12 protein-coding genes are annotated in these 22,005 nt (G+C 41.6%); 6 read left to right on the top strand and 6 right to left on the bottom strand.

Annotation, left to right across the window (positions count from 1 at the left end; genetic code table 11):
- Positions 1–17 precede the first annotated feature (17 nt).
- From NSTC745_RS16530 to NSTC745_RS16515, 4 genes are all read right to left on the bottom strand, one after another.
- Positions 18–2,579 (bottom strand): CHAT domain-containing protein, encoded by a 2,562-nt coding sequence (locus tag NSTC745_RS16530; protein WP_445638105.1) that lies wholly within the window; start codon positions 2,577–2,579, stop codon positions 18–20.
- Positions 2,580–2,652: 73 nt separating this feature from the next.
- Positions 2,653–5,121: a two-partner secretion domain-containing protein gene (locus NSTC745_RS16525; protein ID WP_445638104.1), complete on the bottom strand. Its 2,469-nt coding sequence runs from the start codon at positions 5,119–5,121 to the stop codon at positions 2,653–2,655.
- A gap of 363 nt (positions 5,122–5,484) precedes the next feature.
- A complete protein-coding gene (locus tag NSTC745_RS16520) occupies positions 5,485–7,956 on the bottom strand; it encodes a two-partner secretion domain-containing protein (protein WP_445638103.1) in 2,472 nt (823 codons plus the stop codon).
- Between the two features lie 69 nt (positions 7,957–8,025).
- A complete protein-coding gene (locus NSTC745_RS16515; protein WP_445638102.1) occupies positions 8,026–9,786 on the bottom strand; it encodes a ShlB/FhaC/HecB family hemolysin secretion/activation protein in 1,761 nt (586 codons plus the stop codon).
- A 656-nt stretch (positions 9,787–10,442) separates the two neighbouring features.
- On the opposite strand from NSTC745_RS16515, the gene ybaK reads away from it, so the two are divergent.
- Positions 10,443–10,913, top strand: a complete 471-nt coding sequence (gene ybaK / locus NSTC745_RS16510; protein WP_445638101.1) for a Cys-tRNA(Pro) deacylase — start codon at positions 10,443–10,445, stop codon at positions 10,911–10,913.
- 136 nt (positions 10,914–11,049) lie between these two features.
- Positions 11,050–13,518: a CPBP family glutamic-type intramembrane protease gene (locus NSTC745_RS16505; RefSeq protein ID WP_445638623.1), complete on the top strand. Its 2,469-nt coding sequence runs from the start codon at positions 11,050–11,052 to the stop codon at positions 13,516–13,518.
- Positions 13,519–13,692: 174 nt separating this feature from the next.
- Here the strand turns inward: NSTC745_RS16505 and NSTC745_RS16500 are convergent, their stop codons facing one another.
- A complete protein-coding gene (locus NSTC745_RS16500; protein WP_445638100.1) occupies positions 13,693–14,082 on the bottom strand; it encodes a response regulator transcription factor in 390 nt (129 codons plus the stop codon).
- 1,178 nt (positions 14,083–15,260) lie between these two features.
- On the opposite strand from NSTC745_RS16500, the gene NSTC745_RS16495 reads away from it, so the two are divergent.
- Positions 15,261–16,211 carry a putative 2-dehydropantoate 2-reductase gene (locus NSTC745_RS16495; RefSeq protein WP_445638099.1) on the top strand — a complete coding sequence of 317 codons (951 nt, stop codon included), beginning with the start codon at positions 15,261–15,263 and terminating at the stop codon, positions 16,209–16,211.
- A gap of 91 nt (positions 16,212–16,302) precedes the next feature.
- On the opposite strand, the gene NSTC745_RS16490 is transcribed toward NSTC745_RS16495, so the two are convergent.
- Positions 16,303–17,097: a hypothetical protein gene (locus NSTC745_RS16490; protein WP_445638098.1), complete on the bottom strand. Its 795-nt coding sequence runs from the start codon at positions 17,095–17,097 to the stop codon at positions 16,303–16,305.
- A 224-nt stretch (positions 17,098–17,321) separates the two neighbouring features.
- On the opposite strand from NSTC745_RS16490, the gene NSTC745_RS16485 reads away from it, so the two are divergent.
- The 3 genes from NSTC745_RS16485 (at position 17,322) to bchB (ending at position 21,975) form a co-directional block, all read left to right on the top strand.
- Positions 17,322–19,304, top strand: a complete 1,983-nt coding sequence (locus NSTC745_RS16485; protein ID WP_445638097.1) for a primary-amine oxidase — start codon at positions 17,322–17,324, stop codon at positions 19,302–19,304.
- Between the two features lie 113 nt (positions 19,305–19,417).
- Complete coding sequence (locus NSTC745_RS16480) at positions 19,418–19,987, top strand: peptidylprolyl isomerase (protein ID WP_445638096.1); 570 nt, start codon at positions 19,418–19,420, stop codon at positions 19,985–19,987.
- 461 nt (positions 19,988–20,448) lie between these two features.
- A complete protein-coding gene (gene bchB / locus NSTC745_RS16475; RefSeq protein ID WP_445638095.1) occupies positions 20,449–21,975 on the top strand; it encodes a ferredoxin:protochlorophyllide reductase (ATP-dependent) subunit B in 1,527 nt (508 codons plus the stop codon).
- The last annotated feature ends 30 nt before the right edge of the window (positions 21,976–22,005 follow it).

Below are 22,005 nucleotides of genomic sequence, written 5' to 3'. Positions count from 1 at the left end.
TTTTACGTAAATCGCAATTATAGCCAGTTTCCAACTAAAACAAAGGCAGACCAAAAGAACGGGTCGCGAAAATCAGTTTGGCGAATCAGGTTAATTTGTGCCTGTCGTAGTGCTTCAGCTTTAGTGATTTTGGGTAGCCGTAGTTGGTCGTAGAAGCGAGTCATGAGCATTTGGGCTGCTTTATCTTTGACTGGCCAAAGTGTGGCGATGGTGGAACGCGCACCGGATTTGACAGCCAAGCCTGCTAGTCCAAGAACGGCGCGATCGTCGCCGGTTGCGGTATCGCAGGCACTCAGTACCAACAATTCGATCGCTTTTGATGAATTACCGCTACGATTTTTCAGGAGTTCAGACAACTCTTTGACATTAACTTGTCCATCCCACGCAAGTAAAAAGGTATCTTCCAGACGGGAGCTAAACTGTCCGTGGGTTGCTAGGTGGACAATATTGGCACTACCGGATTTGACGCGATCGGCAAGGGCAAAACTAGTGAATTTTTGGTTGAGTAACATCGAAGATGGTACTGTTTGGGAGATTTGCTTCACTTCTGATTCCACAGCTGGCAAAGCAGTAAAACCAGCGCGAGATTGGCTGATACCGCCAACAATTGCGTCAATGTGGTTTGATGAAAGCGATCGCGCCGCCATTAGTTGCAATCCTGGTGAGAGCGCCACAGCATACTTCTCAATCAGATATCGTTCGCCGTCGTACAAGGCTGCCATTGGAACATTCCGCAACCGACCATCCAAAACAAATACCAATGTTTGAGTGTCTTGGAAGGCTCCATCTACTTCTGCTGGACGAATCAGCCAGTCATAAATCTGCTGGGACAATTGCTGGCGAAGTGTTGAGTCTGAGACTGGGTTGAGAGCAATTAAGAAATTATTGAGAGTTTGTTCGATTTCAACTTGAGATTTTTGAGCGACATAGTAACGCAGTGGTTGTCCAGCTTTAGAGAAAATTACTCCTAAGCGATCGCTAAGGATAATCGGATAAATCACCGTTGCTGTGGGGTCAACTTCATCAATCTGCTGGGCTTTATCTAAACAAGCTTCGCGGAAAAAGTTATCGAGTTCAGCGATTTGCAGTGATTCAATCAATTCCCGTGCTTGCATTAATGCATCCTGGGTTGGTTGCTCATCCAAAAGTAAACTCACCAGTTCCCGATAGACAGGCTCTACACTTTCGCGGAAGGAAAATTGCACATCGGGGTTAACACCAACCATATCCCCTCGCAGTGCTTTTAATGACTTAATTGCTTCCGTGTAGGCTGCAATCGCTTCTTGCCGATTGTTCTGTTGTTTATACAACTGTCCTACCTGCCATGCCGATTGAGCAATGATATCGTCAGCTTGCAGTTGACGAGCAATACTAAGGGATTTCTCAGCTAATTCTCGTGCTTGGGGCCACTGTTTTGTCCGCCGATATAGTTGTCCCCATTGATACAGCGCGTAAGCTTCGGCGGTTGTATCCTGAATCTGTTGAGCAGACTTAACTGTAACTGCCATTAGTTGTGCAAGGTCTTTAATTGGTAAAATTCGCTCAGGATTTTCCAATCGATTCAAGGTTGCGACAAAATTAATCGTGGCATAAAGGGAACCATGACTTGGGGGGAGTTGTGCCAACTGTTGCTGTAATTCAGGTGCTATGGGAATGGCATATTCGAGTTTGTCGTAATCTACTAACAATTTGAACCGAGCTAAACGTGCTTGCAGAACTTCATTTGGGTTCGTAGATGCTGTTTGGGCATCTTCAAAGTAATTTAATGCTGCTTCTGGGTTTTGGAGGTCAGAGGCCACTTTGCCTAGATTCCCCAGAATCGAGCTTAACTGGGTTTTAGCACCAATTTTGTTGGCTATGGCTAAACTTTGTTCTAACACTTCTTGGCTTTTGCCATCGCCGATGGCGTGCAAAGCTAAACCGAGCGATCGCAATCCACTAACTTTGATTTCCGAATCTGGCATCGCTGACAGCTTTTGCGTCAGCACCTCCAACTGTTGTTTTGAGCGGCGATAAAATCCCAAAGTTTGTAAGGCTTGTGCCTGGTTGATTTGGCTGCCTAAACTCCCCATTGTGTCGCCTGCTTGCTCATAATATTTTTGAGCTTGCTGCCAAACTTCAAAGGCGGTTTCAGCTTTCCCAGTACGTAATTCTAAGTTTGCTTGGGTATTCAGTATTTGCCCCCAAATAATTGCATCGGCGGAGGGTTTAGCCGTTTGCAAAATTTTTACACTTTGTTCGATAGATTGTTTAGCTGCTTCCCACTGGTTGAGTTCTTGTTGTGCCAATGAGAGGTAACTCAAACTTAGGGCAACATTTGTGCGATCGCCTCGGTCATGATACTTTTGTACTGCCGTTTGCCAAGCCGTCACTGCTTCGGCGAAGCGTCCTGAATTGTAGAGGTTCCTTCCCTGTTCTAACCAATTGGTAGTTTGGGAAGTAGATGATGACACATTCAAGGCAGAATTGATGGCTACTTGCACAGATGCTCTAGCAGGCGTAATGGTTACTGCTAAATACAAGCTCAAAATACTTACACTGATATATAGCCAAAGACGTTTTTTGATTTGGAAAGCCATAGGTGGTTAGTGGTAGTTTAAGAGTTTCTTTAAATTGCACTGGCGATTTACAAGGGTTGCATTCTTGGGGTAATTAATTACGAAAAAGTGCAGCACAAGTTAAATGCTGCACATTAGTAGGAGATTGCGCTGCAACTAACTCAACTTTTCCCTGAGCATTGCGATGCCAAGAACTAGCTTGAACGAGAACCGTTGGGGATGGTGGTATTTGTGCTTGTAAAGCTTGTGTTTTACGAAATGCAGAGATGTCGCGGGTGTCAGACCAAGTGCGTAGGCGTAGCTTGTCGTAGACATCGCTCCTCACTTCCTGTGTCGGATTTTGCGGCACGCCACCGCGTCCTGTAGCGACAAAACTGCTGCCAGTATTGCCAGAACAGCCTGTAGCAATTTGCTGCGATGGATCGGTGACATTTGCTGGCAGTTCCAATAAGCCCGAATTTGGATCGACACCAACAGTATTCACTCGAACAGTGCCACTGACGCCAAATTGGGAACTAGCGGTGATGTCATTTTCTAGAGTCAGGCGATCGCGAAACTGCAATCCAAAAATACCTTGAGTAGTAATTTGAATATTGCCCCCCCGACCCTTAACTGCATTAGCAATAATGTCGCTGTTTTCTAAACCTACGGCTATAGGAGCCTTGAGGGTGATATTACCACCATCGCCTGCTTCCTTTGCTTCCACAGAAATTTTGCTATTACCGCGCATTAGCAATAGTTCTTGGGCATTGAGAACCAAGTTTCCTCCGTTTCCAGATTGTGTTGCTGCGGAAATCGTTCCGCGATTAGTCAAGAGAATTGAGTCAGCATAAACCTCGAAATTACCTGCATTGCCTGTACCCTCATTTCTCACCCCAATGTCAGCTCGTTCCATAACACGCAATTGAGGGGTCATCAGAATTACCCCTCCTGCATTACCGCTGGGAAATTCGGGTAATCGATAAGTGGCGCGGGTAACAGCATCGAGGCGTAACGCATTAGATCCAATGCTGCTACTCAACATACTATCGCGTGCTGCACCGCTCACCTCAATGAAGTCTGAAGCGAAAATCTTGACATTGCCAGCATTTCCCATTGCACCAGTCGAGGAAGTAACTAAGCTCCCGTCTCGCACAGTTAATCGCGCAGTTGCGATCGTTAGATTGCCAGCATTTCCACTTCCTACCGTTGATGACGCCACAGTGGTGGGCAGAAATGTGACATTATTAATTCCAGAAACATCTATGGACTCTGAGGCATCAATTTGCACATTGCCACTATCTCCAGTTACCAGAGCAGTTGACCCAATACTAGCACCGTTAGCAACTGTCAATTTTTGAGTTGAAAGGGTAACGTTTCCTGCTTTTCCAGAACCAGCCGAGCTTGTCAGAATCGATGTCATTACTGAAGGATTGACAGGATTAAATCCATTGGCAGAGATCGACTCAGAAGCTTTCACAAAGATATCCCCAGCCTGCCCAGAACTCAAATTTTGAGACTTGATTTGCGCTCCATCCCTCAGTAATAATTGTCCAGTTGAGATGGTAATGTTTCCAGCCTGCCCCGTCCCGATTGTGTAGCTTGCTAATTGGCTGCTTCTAGTTCCTGTTGGGTTTGTTCCTGCGAGGGCGAACGAACCAGTGGCATTAATGGTTATACGATCTGATGAGAGGGCACCTCGATTTTGCAGGGTAACAGTTGAACCTTCCACAAGGCTAACGTTTTTACCCTGCATTTGAATCGTACTACTTCCTGTCCCAAAACCAAATAGCTGTGATTGCTTAGTCAAGTGGATATCGCTCAGTCCGCTAGTGTTGGAATAGTCAAATGTCCATCCCTTAAATGCTTGTGTGAGGCGAACTTCTCCGGACTGGACGCTGCCAAGCTCGATGGAGCCATTTACTGTTTTGAGAACGCCACCTGCTAAGTCAATTCCATTTCCCAGCAAAGCAAGGGTGTTACCCGAACTTACCTGTAAGCCTAGTGGATTTTGAGATACGCCATTAATCGAGTTTTGTACTGCGATCGCCGCTGAATTCTGCCCAAACTGCAAGCCAACTGGCACAGCGATGGTTAATAGAGGGGCTGTTATGGTGTTGGTAGCACTAAAATTCACCCCATCAGCAAACTCAATGCTATTTGCAGTTGTACCAAGAAACGATCCACCAATATTGAGTTGAGCATTAGGCCCAAAAATAATTCCACTGGGATTGATCAAAAACAAGCTAACAGGATTATTGCTGTTGATGGTTTCGATCGCGCCATCAATCTGAGAAATGCTACCTCCTGTAACACGAGCAAATATAGAGGATATATTAGGAGTATTGATTAAATCAAAGATAGCTGAAGTACCAGTGGGAATAGTAAACTGTTGGAAACTGTGAAATAGATTACTGTTTGCGGCGCTACCTTTAGTGATGACGAAGTTATTACCACTTTGGGAGATAGTGGTGTTGAGGGTGCCGTCTGCGGTGACTTGAGCATTGGCAAAACCGCACCACAGGAACATCCCACCTGTCAAAATTCCGTAAACTAAACCCCAGCAAACAGAGGGTGCTTTCATCACTCGGTTTCCATCAATATATATAAATAGGGTTCCCTAAATCGCATTGGGCTTTAACACCATCAAAAGTTTTATCGCAGCGAACAAGCAATAGGGAAATAAAGTCTGTTGATGTGGCGGTTTGACGATTAAGTAGAAGGACTAAATTAAACCTAACTCGATCTCGCCGGGTTTCGACTGCGCGGAAGTTGAGCGTAGTCGAAACTCAACCCTCAAAGAATAAGCTTACCGAGCATTGAGCGAAATCGAAATGCGTCTTCTAAATAATTGTGTCCACCTACTTATTTTGTGTTTTAATATCAACTTCGCTTGATTACTTAGCTGCAAACAGAACTTACCGCAGACATGGCAATTGCTCAAACTTCAGTTAGGGACAACAGCACAAGTTAACTGTGGTTGGGTGTAAGTGGGAGATTGTGCTGCGACTAACTCTAGTTTTCCATTAGCATTACGATGCCAGGAAGTAGCTTGGACTAGAATATTTGGGGATGTAGGGGTTTGTGCTTGTAAAGCTTGTGTTTTGCGGAATGCAGAGATATCGCGGGTATCAGACCAAGTGCGTAGGCGTAGCCCGTCGTAGACATCGCTCCTTACTTCCTGTGTGGGATTTTGCATCATACCACCCCGTCCCGTAGCTATAAACCTACCAGTTTGATTTGCAGAACAACCTGTAGCAATTTGCTGCGATGAATCGGTGACATTTGCTGGTAGTTCGACTAAACCAGAATTGGGGTCAATACCAATAGTATTGACTTGAACTGTACCACTTACACCAAATTCAGAACTGGCAGTAATATCACTTTCGGGGGTGAGTTGGTCGCGGAATTTGAGTCCAAAGATGCTTTGAGTCCTGATTTGAATATTGCCCCCCTGTCCTTTGACTGCATTCGCAATAATGTCACTGTTTTCTAAACCCATAACTACAGGAGCGCCGATTGTAATATCGCCACCATTACCGCTACCACCAGCTTCTGCACTAATGAAACTGCCATTACGCATCAGTAATATATCTCGCAGTTGGAGGTTAATATTGCCCCCTTCTCCAGCTTTTGTCGATGCGGAAATGTTTCCTGTATTGTTGAGTTTGAGAGTATTGGCATTAATGTACAAAGTCCCAGCTGTCCCAGAGCCAAGGTTCTGGACAAAAACCGTTCCACCATCAGTAATTTTCAAAATTGGGGCGTTAATAGTGGTGTTACCTGCATCAGCCTTAGAAATTTGACTAAAAAAACCAACAGGACGAACAGCAGTACCAATATAGCTAGGATTTTCTGCATCTTTTACACCACTTACATCAATCGATTCAGATGCATTGATGGTCAGCGAACCCGCATTTCCTAAAACTATGCTAGAAGCAGACACTCTACCGCCAGCTTCAACCGACAGTGTGCGGGTATCAATTTTCAAACTTCCTGCATCACCAGATCCGAATGTGGCAGTAGAAATTAGACTAAAATAACTACCTTTTGGGGTTCCCAGGCTGGTTACCTGAATCCTATCTGCCTCGATCGCAACATTACCGCCATGCCCCGAAGCGTAGGGTCTGGCTGCTATATTGGCTCCAGCTGAAACAGACAGGTTTTGAGTGGAGATAGAAATATTTCCGCCCTTTCCATTCGCATAGGAAGCAGCTAATATCTGACTTACCGATCGAAAAGCAGAAGGATCGCCAAATGCAAAACCGTTAACCCGCATTTCATCAGTATTTACTACTATGTTGCCGCCTGATGCGGTGCCAAAAGTACGGTTAAAGATATACCCACCCCGATCTATATTTAACTGTGGGGTGGTAACAATAACATTCCCGGCTGCACCTGAGGATATAGTTTCATTCACTAAACTGCTGGAACTCTTAAAATCAGGAGACTTGCCATTAATCTCCAATAATTCTGTAGCATTAATTACAATATCGCCAGCAGTTTGGTTGCTGCGATTTTGTACTAATATTAGGGAGCCATCTCTGATGCCGATCTGTTTCCCTTGAATTTGGATGGCTCCTCCATTTTCCCCGGTGAAATCACGTGTAGATGCTAAAGCTCGTTGCGTGATTTCAATATTGCCAAAACTCGAAGCATTGGGATAACTCAGTGTAAATCCTTGAGGTGTAGAATTGAGGATCGCGTTTGTGTTAGTGATGCTACCTAGTTCTATTTGTCCTCCCGGCGCCGAGAGCAAGCCTCCATCCAAAGCAACATTTCCACCCACTAATGCTAGGCTTTTTTGAGGTTGCACCTGTAGCCCTCTCGTACCGAGGTTTAGTCCAGAAACCTGAAGCGAGTCGCCTAATTGGGCATTGTGTCCCGATCCTTGAACGATAATGGCTCCCGGTTTGCTGCCAAATTGCAAACCAATAGGGACGCTGATAGTTAATAAGGCAGGCAATGTGGTATCGGTTGCACTAAACTTCAACCCGTCTGCAAACACTACGCTATTGGCAGTTGTCCCTACAAAGGAACCGCCGATACTTAATTGAGCATTAGGCCCAAACAAAATACCCGCAGGATTCACTAGGAACAAATTAGCACTACCATTAGCGCGGATTACTCCATCGATATTGGACACAGTACCACCTGTAACGCGGGCAAAAATGTTTTGCACATCGATCGCATTATCGAACAGAGCAGAACCACCTGTAGGTATGGCAAACTGACTGAAGCTATGGAATAAGTTATTCCCGTGCTGGTTACCGTTGATGATGGTAAAGTTATTGCCATTTTGGGAGACTGTGGTTTTGAGGGTGTCGTCAGGTGTCACCTGAGCGTTGATAGCATTGCACCAGACGCCCAAAATTGCGATGCTATTTAACAAGCCCAGTCGAATCAAGGTTGTTTTCATTGCTTAGTTTGTCCTTTATACCCAATATTTCAAATTGCCTAAATTAATAGCTTTGAATACCCTCAAATATCAAAACGGCGAATACTGCACCGAAAAGTACAAACCATTTTCTTGGAGACTACGCTTTTCACCTTCCACTGATGTTAGCCCAATCCCCCAATCTAGACGAACTGATAAGTTATTGTCTTGTTTCCATAGCAACCCTAAACCAGTACCTACCAATGTACTTGGTGATGGATTCTCGCCTTTGTTATTCCAGCCTGTGCCCACATCAATAAACGGTGTCAGTTGTAGTATCCCTTTGATTTTGGGCGCACGCACAATTGGCAGCCGTAATTCTGCTGAAAATAAGAGACCATTATCTGTAAGTAATGTGTCTTGGCGATAGCCCCGCACACTTAGCTGTCCGCCAAGGCCAAATTGCTCTAAAGGCACAAGTGAATCTGCTGCTAATTGTAAATCGCCTCTGACTAAAAATAGTGTGTCTCGTGCTAATTGCCGCACCCATTGTGTCTGTCCCCGCCAAGCAAAAAAGCGGCTGTCTGGTGCATTTTCATTGGTATTGGCATCGAACCAATCTACCCCAACGCTAAATTGCGATCGCGCGGCAAAAACTTGTTGATTGCTGCGTTGGGTATACTCTTGGGTAAAATGCAGGGCGGAAATTTTGGTTCTGCCGTTGGCATCCGCACCGGGTGATAAAGGAAACCCGCCAATATTATCAAGACCTAACTCTGTTTGGCTTTCTTGGCGTGAGAAGGATAGTCCAACTGCTAATTCCTGAGTTGGCTTTTGGATTAATGGTTGACGATAACCGAATTCGTAAGACCTAGTGTTTGATTGAATATCAAGGACGCTGAATGGTTCTTCAATTACTTGGTTCCACCCTTGGTTAAAACCAAAAAATACAGTGCCATTGCGAGCATTAATCGGCAGCGTGTAATTGACATTGATTGTATTACTGCCATCCGTATTGGCGTATCCCACGCTAAGAGTATCGCCAAAGCCGAGTAGATTGGCTTCTTGCAGATCTACACCCCGGCGAAAACTACCAACACTGGGCGATCGCCCATTATCCAAAGTTGCTGTCAGGGAGAAAGTATCGGCTTCTTGAATTTCGACTTGCAATATATTGGTTCCGGGACGTACACCCATCTGCAACTCAGCTGATAAATTTTGAATGCGGGGATCGAGGCGAAGCAGTTGCAGTTTTTCTATTAAGCGCGGCACATTCAGGGGTTGGCTAGCGCCGAGTCGAATGCGATCGCGAATGTATTGACTACGCAATCGGCGGTTGCCAACGATTTTAATTTCTTGCAAACTGCCTTCGACTACCTGAATTTTAACGACTCCGGCTTCTACTGTCTGGGGCGCGATTAAAGCTCCGGTAGTAACATAGCCTTTATCAGTGTAGAGCTTGCTGATGGCATCTTTGACTTGCAACAACTCTGCAAAGGATATTTCTCGTCCTACATACAAAGCCGTAATCGGGGCAAAATCTTCTGGTTTGAAAACTGTACTGCCAATAACTTCAATGCGATCGACCCGGAATTTGGCATTAGGATCGTTGTCTTCTATAATTGGTCGATCCGGTAGTTGTGGGGAAGGAACTAATTGATTTTGGTCTGATGGCTGCGGTAGCACATCCGCAGGTAAGGGGGTGACTGGGACATCTTCGATCCGACTAGGTGGTAGTGTTTGAGGATTGGAAGTTTGGGCAACGGCCTGATGAGACTGGCACAATATTGGTGCTAAAACAAAGCCGAATGTTAAAAGTTTCAGTGCTGCGACGCTGGGTTGGGTATGGTTAATTATCGATTCTCTCTTCACATTTAAATACCTGTGTATAAATAGTTAACCATTTTTCAAAACAATTAAAATCGCTGCATTCCATCACTATTAAGAGTTCCCCGGTCTAAGTAGATAATTTATTTTGTATAAATAGTTATTTAGTGGGGCTGAGACAAAAGTAACAATAAAAAATGCTCAACTGTATATACACAGAGAATTTGGCATCGTTTTGTCTAGTTTATTGATAGATCTGGGTTTGGTCTTTCTTGAGCATTTAATATATTTTCCTTGCCATATATAGATTTGAGGCTTGTTTTGTCCTCAAAAATGTTTAAGTTTAACTAGTTAATTTACGAATCTTTAATGTAACAAGTGTTATATAATTTTATATATATTCGCTATATTATTTACAATTTACTTCAGTGTAAATACTAGTTTTTTAAAGATTAACTGAAGTTGATGGCGATCGCACGCGAACTATCCATCTAGATTTTGATAAGGGTACTCGCGCCATAGCAAAGGTTTGAGGTGATAGCGTGGGTATTGATTCCTATGCGGGTGATGAAGCCAAGTGTTAAGCAATTTTTAGTTGACACCAATGGACAGCTGTAAAGCCCCTATAAATGCACAAATAATTTGGGATAATTTATTATCTGCAAATCCCTAAACGCTATGCAGTTCTGATGTGGATCCAAATGAAAACTAATGCGGCTCGACTGCTTGATAAACTAGGCATTTCCTATCAAATTCTCAGCTATGAAGTCGATCCTGATGATTTGGCTGCTGAAAGTACAGCGCAAAAAGTAGGGCTTCCACCAGAGAAGGTTTTTAAGACTTTAGTAATTAGAGGAGATCGAACAGGTATCTGTTTTGCTGTTATACCAGGAAATGCTCAGTTAAACTTGAAAGCCTTGGCGCAGATTTCAGGGAACCGCAAGGTAGAGACAGTTGCTCTCAAAGAAGTTCAGCCACTAACAGGATATATTCGTGGCGGTGTAACGGCTTTAGCAAGTAAAAAAAGCTATCCAGTTTATGTTGATGAGACAGCAACTCTTTTTGAGCAGATTACTGTTTCTGCCGGAATGCGAGGAATGCTACTTCTGCTATCCCCATCTGACTATTTACTCGCAGTCAGTGGGACTTTGGGAGCTATTATACAAAATTAAGGATTTAAGCGATCGCTCAACAGCCGCCATCTTTTTCACTCTTAAAATGGGAGTAATATATTAATTACAAATTGCTACTAGGTATATTCCCTTGATTTGGCCTCGATTGAGTCGAAAAAGCACGTTAAAGTTGACAATATTTTTACTGCTACTGTTCGTAGCACTAGTTGGGGTGTTGCGATTTTCCCCAAGACAAGCGCAGCTAGTTGAACGCAACAGCAATTATGCGATACATATTCAACAGGATTTTAATCAACCTAGTTTTTACCCAGTTACAAAAATTCCCTCTGCAAATCTTTATAAACCTATTGCAGACTGGGTAGGAAGATTAATTTTACCAACAAAACAGCAATTAGCAGATAATTTAGATTGGGTATGGCTAGAAGTACAACACGCACCACCGACAGCACAAAGCTTAGTAGGAAAAATTGTGCGTTTGGAGTGGAAAAAAAATCAAGATTTACTCGCTTACGTTCAAGCTGTAACGCGAGATGTAAATTTTAATGCCGAAGTAATTAAAAGCCAAAAACAAGGAAATATTCATCCTTTTCGACTCGATGAAGTTCGTCAGGTAGGGGCGTTACGTTCTTTGGCTGGGGCAAATTTTCGTGATGATACAATTGTTGCTTTGGATTCCCATACAATCGTTACGCAAAGTCAAGAAAAACCGCTTTTACAAATTGAACGCGAACCTATTTTGGTAACTGGTAGATTTTATGGTTTGGTAAAAATTATTAAACCCGATCGCCCAACTTTTTCCTCAACCAAAAATCAAAAAGGTAGCGATTATTTTTTGGTACAGCATTACAACCCTACTTCTAAAAAGTTTGATGGTGTTTCAGAAATTATTCGCATTCCCCAACAAGTTATAGATACGCGAAATTTTGCCCCTTCGAGTCCGCAGCAAATTGAAAAGTCACCTGCGGGGAATGAAGGCTGGTATATTTACGGTGCTGAAGATATCAATGATGTATTTACTGTAGAGGCGATCGCTCCTCGTTCTCTGTTTCGCACCCAGCCAAATCAAAACATTACTGGCAAAGAATCGGCGCTGAATTATATCACAACTGCAAATTGGCAAAATACGGAGAAAAATAAAGGCCAATTGAATACTCTTTTGTTAAACCCAGTAGAAACTGGCAATTTACCCAATCAATCGATCTCAAAATGGCAAGAAGGCGACAAAGCGATTTTACTGCACCTATTTGGTGGAATTGGGGGACGTAAAGCGGAAACACTGGGAATACCTTATACTGTCACCGGACATTTTGCTTTTGGAATTGCAGAAGTTGTGCGGGATGAGTTTACTAACGAATTACGCTTCGAGACGAAATATCACCAAATTTATGCCCATAACCCAGACGGAATTATTGCTGCAACGCATACATGGGCTGATTATATGGGTAACTTACAACGCGGTTGGCTGGCGACGCGTCCGGTATCAGATATTCTGATAAAATTTGACCCTGTAACCCAAGATTATGATTTTGATGGAGTCAAACTTTCGCCTTTAGACCAGTTTCAGCAACAATTACACGTGACAATGGCCCGTTATCGAGTTGGGGATGGTACTGGTGGAGCAATGGTATCACCTGCCACTTCCTGTATTCAAGACTCTAGCCAAGCGCTGTATGCAGCGATACAAGCAATTAGAAATCAAGTTGTTGCAAGCCCTCAAATTCAAACTTGGTTGAAAGCCAACCCCAATCATCCGCAAACCTTACGCTTTCAACAGTTAATTAAATTAGGTGAAGCTTTAGAAAAACAATTAGCACCTTTGGGGATAGTCCGCGCCGACTGGCACTCTCAAGCTAGCATACTCGCGGGTACGGGAATTGGCAAAACCACCAAACCATTTCAAGATAGAAGTATTTGGGCTGGTTTGACAACATGGCGAACAATTATGCCAAGACAAGCACACGACGAACTCGCCGCAATATTTTTAAAACACGGTGCGATGATGCAAGTATGGCGAACCAATCAAGTAGGCGGTTGGCAAGCTGATATTACACCCATTGCCCCAACAGTAGTTTTCGGACAAATCCAAATTCCCTTTACCAATATTTCACCGCTATCAATTCTTTTGAATCGTTTTTTAGCATCGTTAGTAATTCCCAGATTTCAAGATTGGTTAGCTGTTGTTTTATTGTTGGTAATTTATAGTGCGATCGCCATACCTATTGGCTTTAAATTTAAGTTTTTACAGATACAAATTTGGTCTGCAAATTGGATTGATAAAAGCTTCTTGATATTGCGTTGCTTATTTATGCCTGCAATTTTAGAAGAACTAGTTTTTCGAGTTTTTCTGCTGCCTCATCCAACAGAAATTATCAATTGGTTTAATTGGGTATTGTCGGGACTTGTCAGTTTATTATTATTTATTGCCTATCATCCCTTGAATGCTATGACCTTTTTTAAAAAGGGATTGCCCACATTTTTTAATTTGGTTTTTCTGGGTTTAGCTGCATTATTAGGGCTGATATGTACAGTTGCCTATGCGGTTACAGGTTCGTTGTGGGCGATCGTTTTAATTCACTGGGCTGTGGTAGTAGTTTGGTTAATTGTTTTTGGAGGGATCGGAAAATTAACAGATTCATCTAGCTGATTTGAATTGGCGGTAAGGGGACGATAAATCACTGTAGTATCGCCTCAAAAGTACAAAGCAAATACCCAGTGTTATGGCAGAATGTAAACTACCCATTGTTTAGCCAGTATCTTTTTTTTAAACGGTTAGTGAGGTGCGATCGCATTTTTGGCTTATCTTAATAAAAAATGATGTTTAAACTTTTTTAGCCATTAATTCTTCCAATACTCTTGCTACCTGATTTTGATCTATTGGTTTAAGTAAATAAGCTTCAGCCCCTAACATTTGCCCCCATGTTTGGCCAATATTATTGTCTCCTGCTGAAATAATTACAACTGGTATTTTTCTGGTTCTAGAATCGCTTTTTAACTCCCGGCACACTTCAAAACCACTTTTTACTGGTAAAACTATATCTATAAAAATTAAATTAGGCTTTGACGAATTTATGATTTCTTTGATTGTATCGCTATTAAATAAATGTATAGAAAAATAACCATTTTGCTGCAAATAATAGATTAAATTACCTACGTTATTTAAGTCACTACTAATTATTAAAGCCGTTGGCATATCGTCTGGTAAGTTCATATTTTTACATTTACTAGTATAAATAAAAACCGTTAATAATATATTAATGAATCAAATTTTAGGTTTTATTACTTTTTTAAAATGTAAATCGTTTAATGTTTATTAACAATGTGGAAATTACCGATACAATATTATTTTAATTTAAATATTTTCTGGAATTATAAAGATTTAAATAATAAAAATCCTTGGAAATAGTCTATAAAGATTTAATGTACGAAACCTTACAGACTACTTTTGATAAATGGGTATAAAATTAAAAATTGATAAATATAATTTCGTGACAAAAGTATAATTAAATAATTAGCGTTTTATTTTTTTTAGCTCCTAATTTGTGTTATATAAATAGAAATTTAAGTGATTTTTTATAAATAATTTATATAAAACTAAATTGGTTTTGAAGCAAATATTATATAGGCGATCGCTCTTTCTTGATAGTTAAAGACAGATTGCTATACATAATAATGGCTATGACTTCTGCTTAGTTAAGTTAATTTTGACAGATTATTAAAACTTATTTTATTATTGTGCTAAATAAATTGTTTTTTAATATTTACAGACTTAACAAATTATTGCATATAAAATTATTTTTCAGCAATCTCTACATTATTAATCAATTTAAAATAATTTAAATTTAATAATAACCAAAAAGTTAGTTGAATTAACAATTTCAGGAAGCTGAGAGTTTTATGCAGATTGAGAAATTCGAGAAGACCTACATCGAATACAGAGGATATTCTATCTGCACAGAGGAAAAAGATAATTTACCTAGCAGTAGGTGGTAAGCGAAAGCTACAAAAATTATCCTTGAGAAAAAGTTGAGCTTATGGGGATATAATTATTTGTCTTCGTGGGGCAAAAACGAAGAACATGCAATTGAAAAATTAAAAGCAAGAATAGATAATTATCTAGACAGTTTAGAAAGTAGTTGACTTTGTAAGATGAAAGCAAAACTCTATGAAACTGATGTTGGTGTGAAGGTAAATTATACTGAAGCTGCTAAATGGTATCTCATAGCTGCACTACTCTATACAAAAGACCTCTTGCAAAAATACTTTTTGCACTCTTGTGGGTAAAGGGTAAAGGGAAAATATCAAACCTTTCTCCCTTTTCCCAACTTCTGCAAGAAGTCTAAAGTATTCGCTTTACGATGGTTATAGAAAAATCTCTTTGTTAGCAAAATGTCCAAGCGTAGTTACGCCATTCTCGGAACTGGTGCATTAGGTGGCTTTTATGGCGCCAAACTGCAAAAAGCTGGTTTAGATGTCCACTTTTTACTGAAGAGTGATTATGAATATGTCAGTAAATCTGGTTTGGTTATTGAGTCAAAAGATGGTGATTTCACCCTTCCTCAAGTCAATGCCTACAATGATATAGAAAAAATGCCACAATGCAATGTGGTAGTGGTAGCACTAAAGACGACACAAAACCATTTATTGCCACAGATGTTACCTCCACTCGTCAGGGATGATGGGGTAGTGTTGGTATTACAAAATGGACTGGGGGTGGAAGAAGAAGTTGCCAAAATAGTCGGCAATGTCAGTATTATTGGTGGGTTGTGTTTTCTCTGTTCTAATAAAGTCGGAGCAGGACATATCCACCACCTCGACTATGGTCAAATTACCTTAGGGGGATATGCTTCTGGCTACGATGCTACAGGAATTACAGATAAGATGCGGCAAATTGGCGATGACTTTAAGAGTGCTGGTATCTCAATAGAATTAGCTGAAGACTTATTACTATGGCGATGGAAAAAACTGGTGTGGAATATTCCCTATAATGGACTGTCTGTAATTCTCAACGCTAGAACAGATGAATTAATGTCCTATGTCCACACCCGCAAGTTAGTTGAACAGTTGATGTATGAAGTTGCAGCAGGGTCATTTAGTTGCGGACGCATTATTCCTGATAGCTTCATTCAAGCAATGCTAGATTATACCGTGAAGATGAAGCCTTATCGTACCAGCATGAAAATTGACTATGACGAAAAACGCCCTTTAGAAGTAGAAGCAATTTTTGGAAATCCATTACGGAAAGCTCAAGCCGCCAATGTAGATTTACCGCAGATTAGGTGTATATATCAGCAGTTAAAGTTTTTGGATGATAAAATACAGCAGTTTTCATTTGTATGAAGTACATAGGACTTACGCATTGACAGAAAATACCAAATATGGACGATTAAAAAACCACATCTGTCGTGATTTATTCCATAACAGAGCGATTTTAAAATCTGAAGTAATCAACCCTAGCTAAATCGGGTATAGAAGTGATTTCTTGACTATGCCCATTTTCTTCATAACCAAGAACTAAAGTGAACCCTAAATTCTGAACTCGATAGCGGCCAGAATTCGGAAAGTCTTCTCCTAGTAAATAGTTAGAGTCAATGGCAGGATCGAAGGCATCGCGATCGCGCATTAGCTGGTGTGGAAAATCCCAAACATTGCTAATGTCTTCGGCTGTTATTTGACGACGACGCGACCAAAAGTATGCTGTTTGTTGAGCTTCGGAGTCGTCATCTTCTTCAACATCATCTGGATACGGAAACAATAGATATAGCTGGGACTGAATCTCATATTCATGAGAATTGTCAGTTAACTCACCATCCGATCCCCTAAAGTATTCAACCAATTCTCCACCCTCAAACAAGTCATAGCCTATTTCACATGCAGTGTCGCTTACAAGCAGCCTGATAACTGGTTGTCCCAACTGTTTTGAAAGTTGAGCTAACTCGCTCGATTGTAAAATTGATGGAGCGTCCAGTAGCCCAGAAACCATAATCGACCAAGGATGTCCGACTAGTTGATAGGCGAAAACGAAAGCGCCTGAGACTTCAATTTCCGCTCCTATCACATTACGTTGAGATTCGATCGCTACCTCAGCAAGGACATCAGATAGCCGATCTAATGGTACTTTCACTAGTACAACTTCAGCATTGCGATCGATGGACTCAATACCCCGCCTTTGTGACCAAGGGCGTGTAAAATGCTCTGCTATATCACGGGTAAATTGCTCGTCCATACTCCTGTGTCCTTCACTGATGTCGATTCAGCCAGTTAACCTCTGTTGAGAAACCATAAATTAGATCGCCTAGATTGAGGAATATATCGGGTTTCACAATCAGGGACACTGTTGGCAAATTAATTTAACTTTAGCTTTCATATTTTATCGGTTTTCAGGCTTTGACTTGGAAATAGATAACTGTAGCGCTTCTGTGTTGAGTCCCTTTTGTCAGAATGTGAAAGATGATTAAGCGGCTAAGGTATTTTTTTTTGCTGGCTATTGCCATCATTGTTGTTGTTTCTATTTCATTTGGATTAATGGGAAAATTATCTGCTCAGCAGCCTTCAATTTCCCATCCTCTAAGTGCGTTAACTGAGGCAGAAATTACTACGGCTGTTTCGGTTGTTAAAAGAGAGAAAACTTTGAGCGAAATGGCTGTTTTTCCACTTATTGCTTTACAAGAACCAGATAAAGAAGAAGTTCTAAATTTCACACCTGGTAAAGTTTTCAAGCGCCAAGCTTTTTTAGTAATCTATGAGCGTTCCCAAAACAAAACCTTCGAGGGAGTTGTTGATTTAACAAGCAAAACATTGAATTCTTGGAAAGAAATAGCCTCCGTCCAACCTGCACTCGTTAGTTCAGAATATGAACTCGCAACCCAGGTAGTTAAAGACGATCTCCGATGGCAAGCGGCGATGCGAAGGCGGGGAATTAATGATTTTGAGCGAGTCAAAATAAGTTGGTGGACACCAGGAATTCTCAGCGAACAGGAAGAAAAAACAGGTTATCGTCTTTGTCGAGGGTTATTTTACTATAAAGGCGAACGCTGGAATTATTACGGTAGTCCCATTGAAGGAGTGATAGCAACAGTAAATTTAAATTCAGGTAAAATCGCGAGTCTTATTGATACCCAAAAAGTACCTTTTTCTCAAGATAATTGGAATTATGACGTGAAATCTTTGAGTAAATTAATTCCGCCACTTAAATCATTAAAGATTTTGCAACCCAATGGTAAAAGTTTCCAACTTAATGATAATCAAATTAGCTGGCAAGGTTGGAATTTTCGCTATTTAATGCATCCCCGTAGTGGATTAATCCTATACCAAGTTACACATAAATATTCGGGAAATGTCCGACCAGTTTTATATCGCGCTAGCCTCTCGGAAATGGTAATTCCTTATGGAGATCCTCAGCCTACTTGGTCATTTAGAAATGCTTTTGATGTTGGAGAATATAATCTTGGCTTATTAGCAAATAAGATGGAGCTAGGTAAGGAAATCCCTGAAAACGGTCTTTTATTAGATGCGATATTTGCTGATGAACAGGGAGAACCTTATAAAATACCAGGAGTTATCGGTATCTACGAACGCGATAATGGAATGCTTTGGAAACATTATGAGTATAATACTCAACGTAACGATGTCCATCGCAATCAAGAATTAGTGATGACGATGACGGTGGCAATTGACAACTACGATTACACCCTCAATTGGATTTTTCGCCAAGATGGAACTTTAGAAGTACAAAACGAATTAACCGGTATTGTTTTAGCACAGGGAACCGCTGCCGAAAAACAATCTTCAGAAAGTTCCTATGGTCAGCTAATCGCCAAAAATATTATCGGAGTAAATCACCAACACTTTTTCAACTATCGCCTAGATTTTGATGTCGATGGTAAAGCTAATTCTGTGATGGAAATGAATGTTAACGCTTTGCCGATGGATGACAAAAATCCTTTAGGAAATGCAATGGTAATGATAGAAAAACCATTAGCTAAAGAAACGGTTGCTGTGCGCGATTTGGATATGAAACACAGTCGAGAATGGATGATTGTGAGTGCAGACAAAAAAAATACTCTTGGTGCTGCGCCTGGATATATGCTGATGCCTGAAGGAAATTCTACATTTTTTCCTGTGGAAGGCTCAAAAATCAGGGAACGCGCAGAATTCGCCACGCATCATGTTTGGGTAACAAAATATAAACCTAGCGAACTTTATGCTGGCGGCGATTATCCTAATCAAACTCAAGCAGGAGAGGGTTTACCTAAATATATTGCAGATGATGAATCGTTATTGGGTGAAGATATCGTGTTATGGTACACAATGGGCGTGACTCATATTCCGCGATCGGAAGATTGGCCTGTCATGCCTGTGCATCGAGTTGGATTTAAGCTAATACCTAGAGGATTCTTTAGCCGCAATCCGGCCGTTAATTTACCAGAGTAAAATCTTCTTTTTCTTAAGTTTTTTTGCTTGACTTTTTTGGTAATGTGTAAACCTGTAACTTGAATGCTGAGAATAGCTCAAATCTTTGCAGTTTTAATTCACTAGGATACTTCATGGCTTTTCCAGAAATTAATATACCCGGCAATGGCAAACTTCACGCTCGTTTAATTACTTCTTTAGGCGAAATTGTAGTTCGTTTAGAAGAAGAGAAAACTCCTAACACTGTCAAAAATTTTGTCGGTCTAGCAACCGGAACAATCGATTGGAAAGACCCTAAAACCGGTCAATCTCTCAAGGGTACTCCTGCATACGATGGGGTTCGCTTTCACCGAGTCATTCCTAATTTTATGATTCAATGCGGCGATCCCCTGGCTCGTTATCTGGATATGGCTAACCGCTGGGGTACTGGCGGCCCTGGATATAGATTTGAAGATGAGTTTCATCCAGAATTGAAACACTCTAAAGCGGGTATCCTCTCAATGGCAAATGCAGGGCCTGGTACTAATGGTTCGCAATGGTTTATTACAGAAGTACCAACACCTTATCTTGACGGCAAACACAGTGTTTTTGGTGAAGTTGTCGAAGGTCTAGATATAGTCAGCCGCATCGCCAATGTGCCTACGACTAGAGATCGTCCCAATCAAGAGGTTGTGTTACAAAAAGTAGAAATTTTTCGGAAATAACTAACACGATTCTTGCGATAATTCAGGAGTCAGAATTCAAAATGTTGGAAAATCAATGGTTGTATACCTGTTTGATTTTATATCAATTATCAAGCTTGGGTATGCAAGCTTTATTAATTCTGACTTCTGAAGTCTGCTTTTGAATTATCCTGTAAGTTTTCTTAATTTATTGATGATTGTTAAGGCATTGCTCCGAATTGAAAACAAATTTGCCGAAAAATTAAGATTTATTTGCAAAAGCAACAGTAATGTTGTTAAAGTCAGAAGCTAGATTCCAATCAGGAACGAGGTTTGAGCGATGCTTATACCTACTGACTCCAGGCAAAACCCTTACAAGTCTTCACTTCATCAGAGATACAAGTTTTGCGACAATCATAAACGATTGAATAAATAATCATGCACTTATAGTCCAACTTTTATGGGACTTCGTGTTGTTTCAGTTGAAAAGGGAGAAGACACAAATGAAATTGGCTTACTGGATGTATGCAGGCCCAGCCCATATCGGGACTCTCCGAATCGCTAGTTCTTTCAAAAACGTTCATGCAATCATGCACGCCCCGCTAGGCGATGACTACTTCAACGTCATGCGCTCTATGCTAGAACGGGAGAGGAACTTCACGCCAGTAACAACCAGCGTTGTCGATCGCAATGTTTTGGCACGTGGTTCTCAGGAAAAGGTGGTAGATAATATCACCCGTAAAGACGCCGAGGAACGTCCAGATTTAATTGTGTTAACTCCCACCTGCACTTCTAGCATTTTGCAAGAAGACTTACACAACTTTGTAGAACGGGCGCAGCTGGAAGCCAAAGGCGACGTAATGCTAGCGGATGTAAACCACTACCGCTACAACGAACTGCAAGCGGCCGATCGCACTCTGCACCAAATTGTGCAATTCTACATTGAGAAAGCCCGCAAAAAAGGCGAATTGCCACAAGGCAAAACCGAAAAGCCATCCGTTAACATCATCGGTATTTCTACCCTTGGTTTCCACAACCAGCACGACTCCACCGAACTCAAGCGGTTAATGGCTGACTTGGGAATTGAGGTAAATACGGTAATTCCTGAAGGCGCTTCAGTTCATGAATTGAAGAAAATGCCCAAAGCTTGGTTTAACTTAGTACCTTACCGCGAACTCGGCTTGGCTGCGGCTCGTTATTTAGAAGCAGAATTCGGAACGCCCTACATAGACATTACGCCGATGGGTGTAGTGGAAACTGCTCGTTGTATCCGTAAGATTCAGCAGGTAATTAACGCCCAAGGCGCTGATGTAGACTACGAAGAGTTCATCAACGAGCAAACTTTACACGTATCCCAGGCTGCTTGGTTCTCCCGTTCCATTGACTGTCAGAACTTAACCGGTAAAAAAGCAGTGGTATTTGGCGACAATACCCACGCCGCCGCCATCACCAAAATTTTGGCGCGGGAAATGGGGATTCATGTTGTTTGGGCTGGAACCTACTGCAAATATGATGCCGACTGGTTCCGGGAACAGGTGAGCGAATATTGCGATGAAGTGTTGATTACAGACGATCATGGCGCAATTGGGGATGCGATCGCCCGCGTCGAACCCTCTGCTATTTTCGGCACACAAATGGAACGCCACGTTGGTAAGCGCTTGGATATTCCTTGCGGTGTAATTGCAGCACCCATCCACATCCAGAATTTCCCCATTGGTTACAAACCATTTATGGGTTACGAAGGTACAAATCAAATTACAGATTTAATCTACAATTCCTTCACTTTAGGAATGGAAGATCACCTTTTGGAAATCTTCGGAGGTCACGATACTAAGGAAGTAATTACTAAAGGAATTTCTGCTGATTCCGATTTGACTTGGACAAAAGATGGTCAAGCAGAATTGAATAAAATTCCAGGATTTGTGCGCGGTAAAGTGAAGCGAAATACTGAGAAATTTGCCCGCGAACGAGGTTTCAAAGAAATCAGTGCTGAGGTCTTATACGCTGCGAAGGAAGCCGTTGGAGCGTAGATTAGCAGTTAATGAAGAAGATTGAGGGGT

This window comes from Nostoc sp. DSM 114161 (genome assembly GCF_052692665.1).
The sequence above is the reverse complement of the archived record's forward strand: the minus strand, read 5'-3'. Positions and strand labels throughout refer to the sequence as shown.

What these genes read in the sequence shown, in the direction of transcription:
- NSTC745_RS16530 (WP_445638105.1), bottom strand. Translation starts at nt 2,579, where the DNA reads ATGGCTTTCCAAATCAAAAAACGTCTTTGGCTATATATCAGTGTAAGT.
- NSTC745_RS16525 (WP_445638104.1), bottom strand. Translation starts at nt 5,121, where the DNA reads ATGAAAGCACCCTCTGTTTGCTGGGGTTTAGTTTACGGAATTTTGACA.
- NSTC745_RS16520 (WP_445638103.1), bottom strand. Translation starts at nt 7,956, where the DNA reads ATGAAAACAACCTTGATTCGACTGGGCTTGTTAAATAGCATCGCAATT.
- ybaK (WP_445638101.1), top strand. Translation starts at nt 10,443, where the DNA reads ATGAAAACTAATGCGGCTCGACTGCTTGATAAACTAGGCATTTCCTAT.
- NSTC745_RS16500 (WP_445638100.1), bottom strand. Translation starts at nt 14,082, where the DNA reads ATGAACTTACCAGACGATATGCCAACGGCTTTAATAATTAGTAGTGAC.
- NSTC745_RS16495 (WP_445638099.1), top strand. Translation starts at nt 15,261, where the DNA reads ATGTCCAAGCGTAGTTACGCCATTCTCGGAACTGGTGCATTAGGTGGC.
- NSTC745_RS16490 (WP_445638098.1), bottom strand. Translation starts at nt 17,097, where the DNA reads ATGGACGAGCAATTTACCCGTGATATAGCAGAGCATTTTACACGCCCT.
- NSTC745_RS16485 (WP_445638097.1), top strand. Translation starts at nt 17,322, where the DNA reads ATGATTAAGCGGCTAAGGTATTTTTTTTTGCTGGCTATTGCCATCATT.
- NSTC745_RS16480 (WP_445638096.1), top strand. Translation starts at nt 19,418, where the DNA reads ATGGCTTTTCCAGAAATTAATATACCCGGCAATGGCAAACTTCACGCT.
- bchB (WP_445638095.1), top strand. Translation starts at nt 20,449, where the DNA reads ATGAAATTGGCTTACTGGATGTATGCAGGCCCAGCCCATATCGGGACT.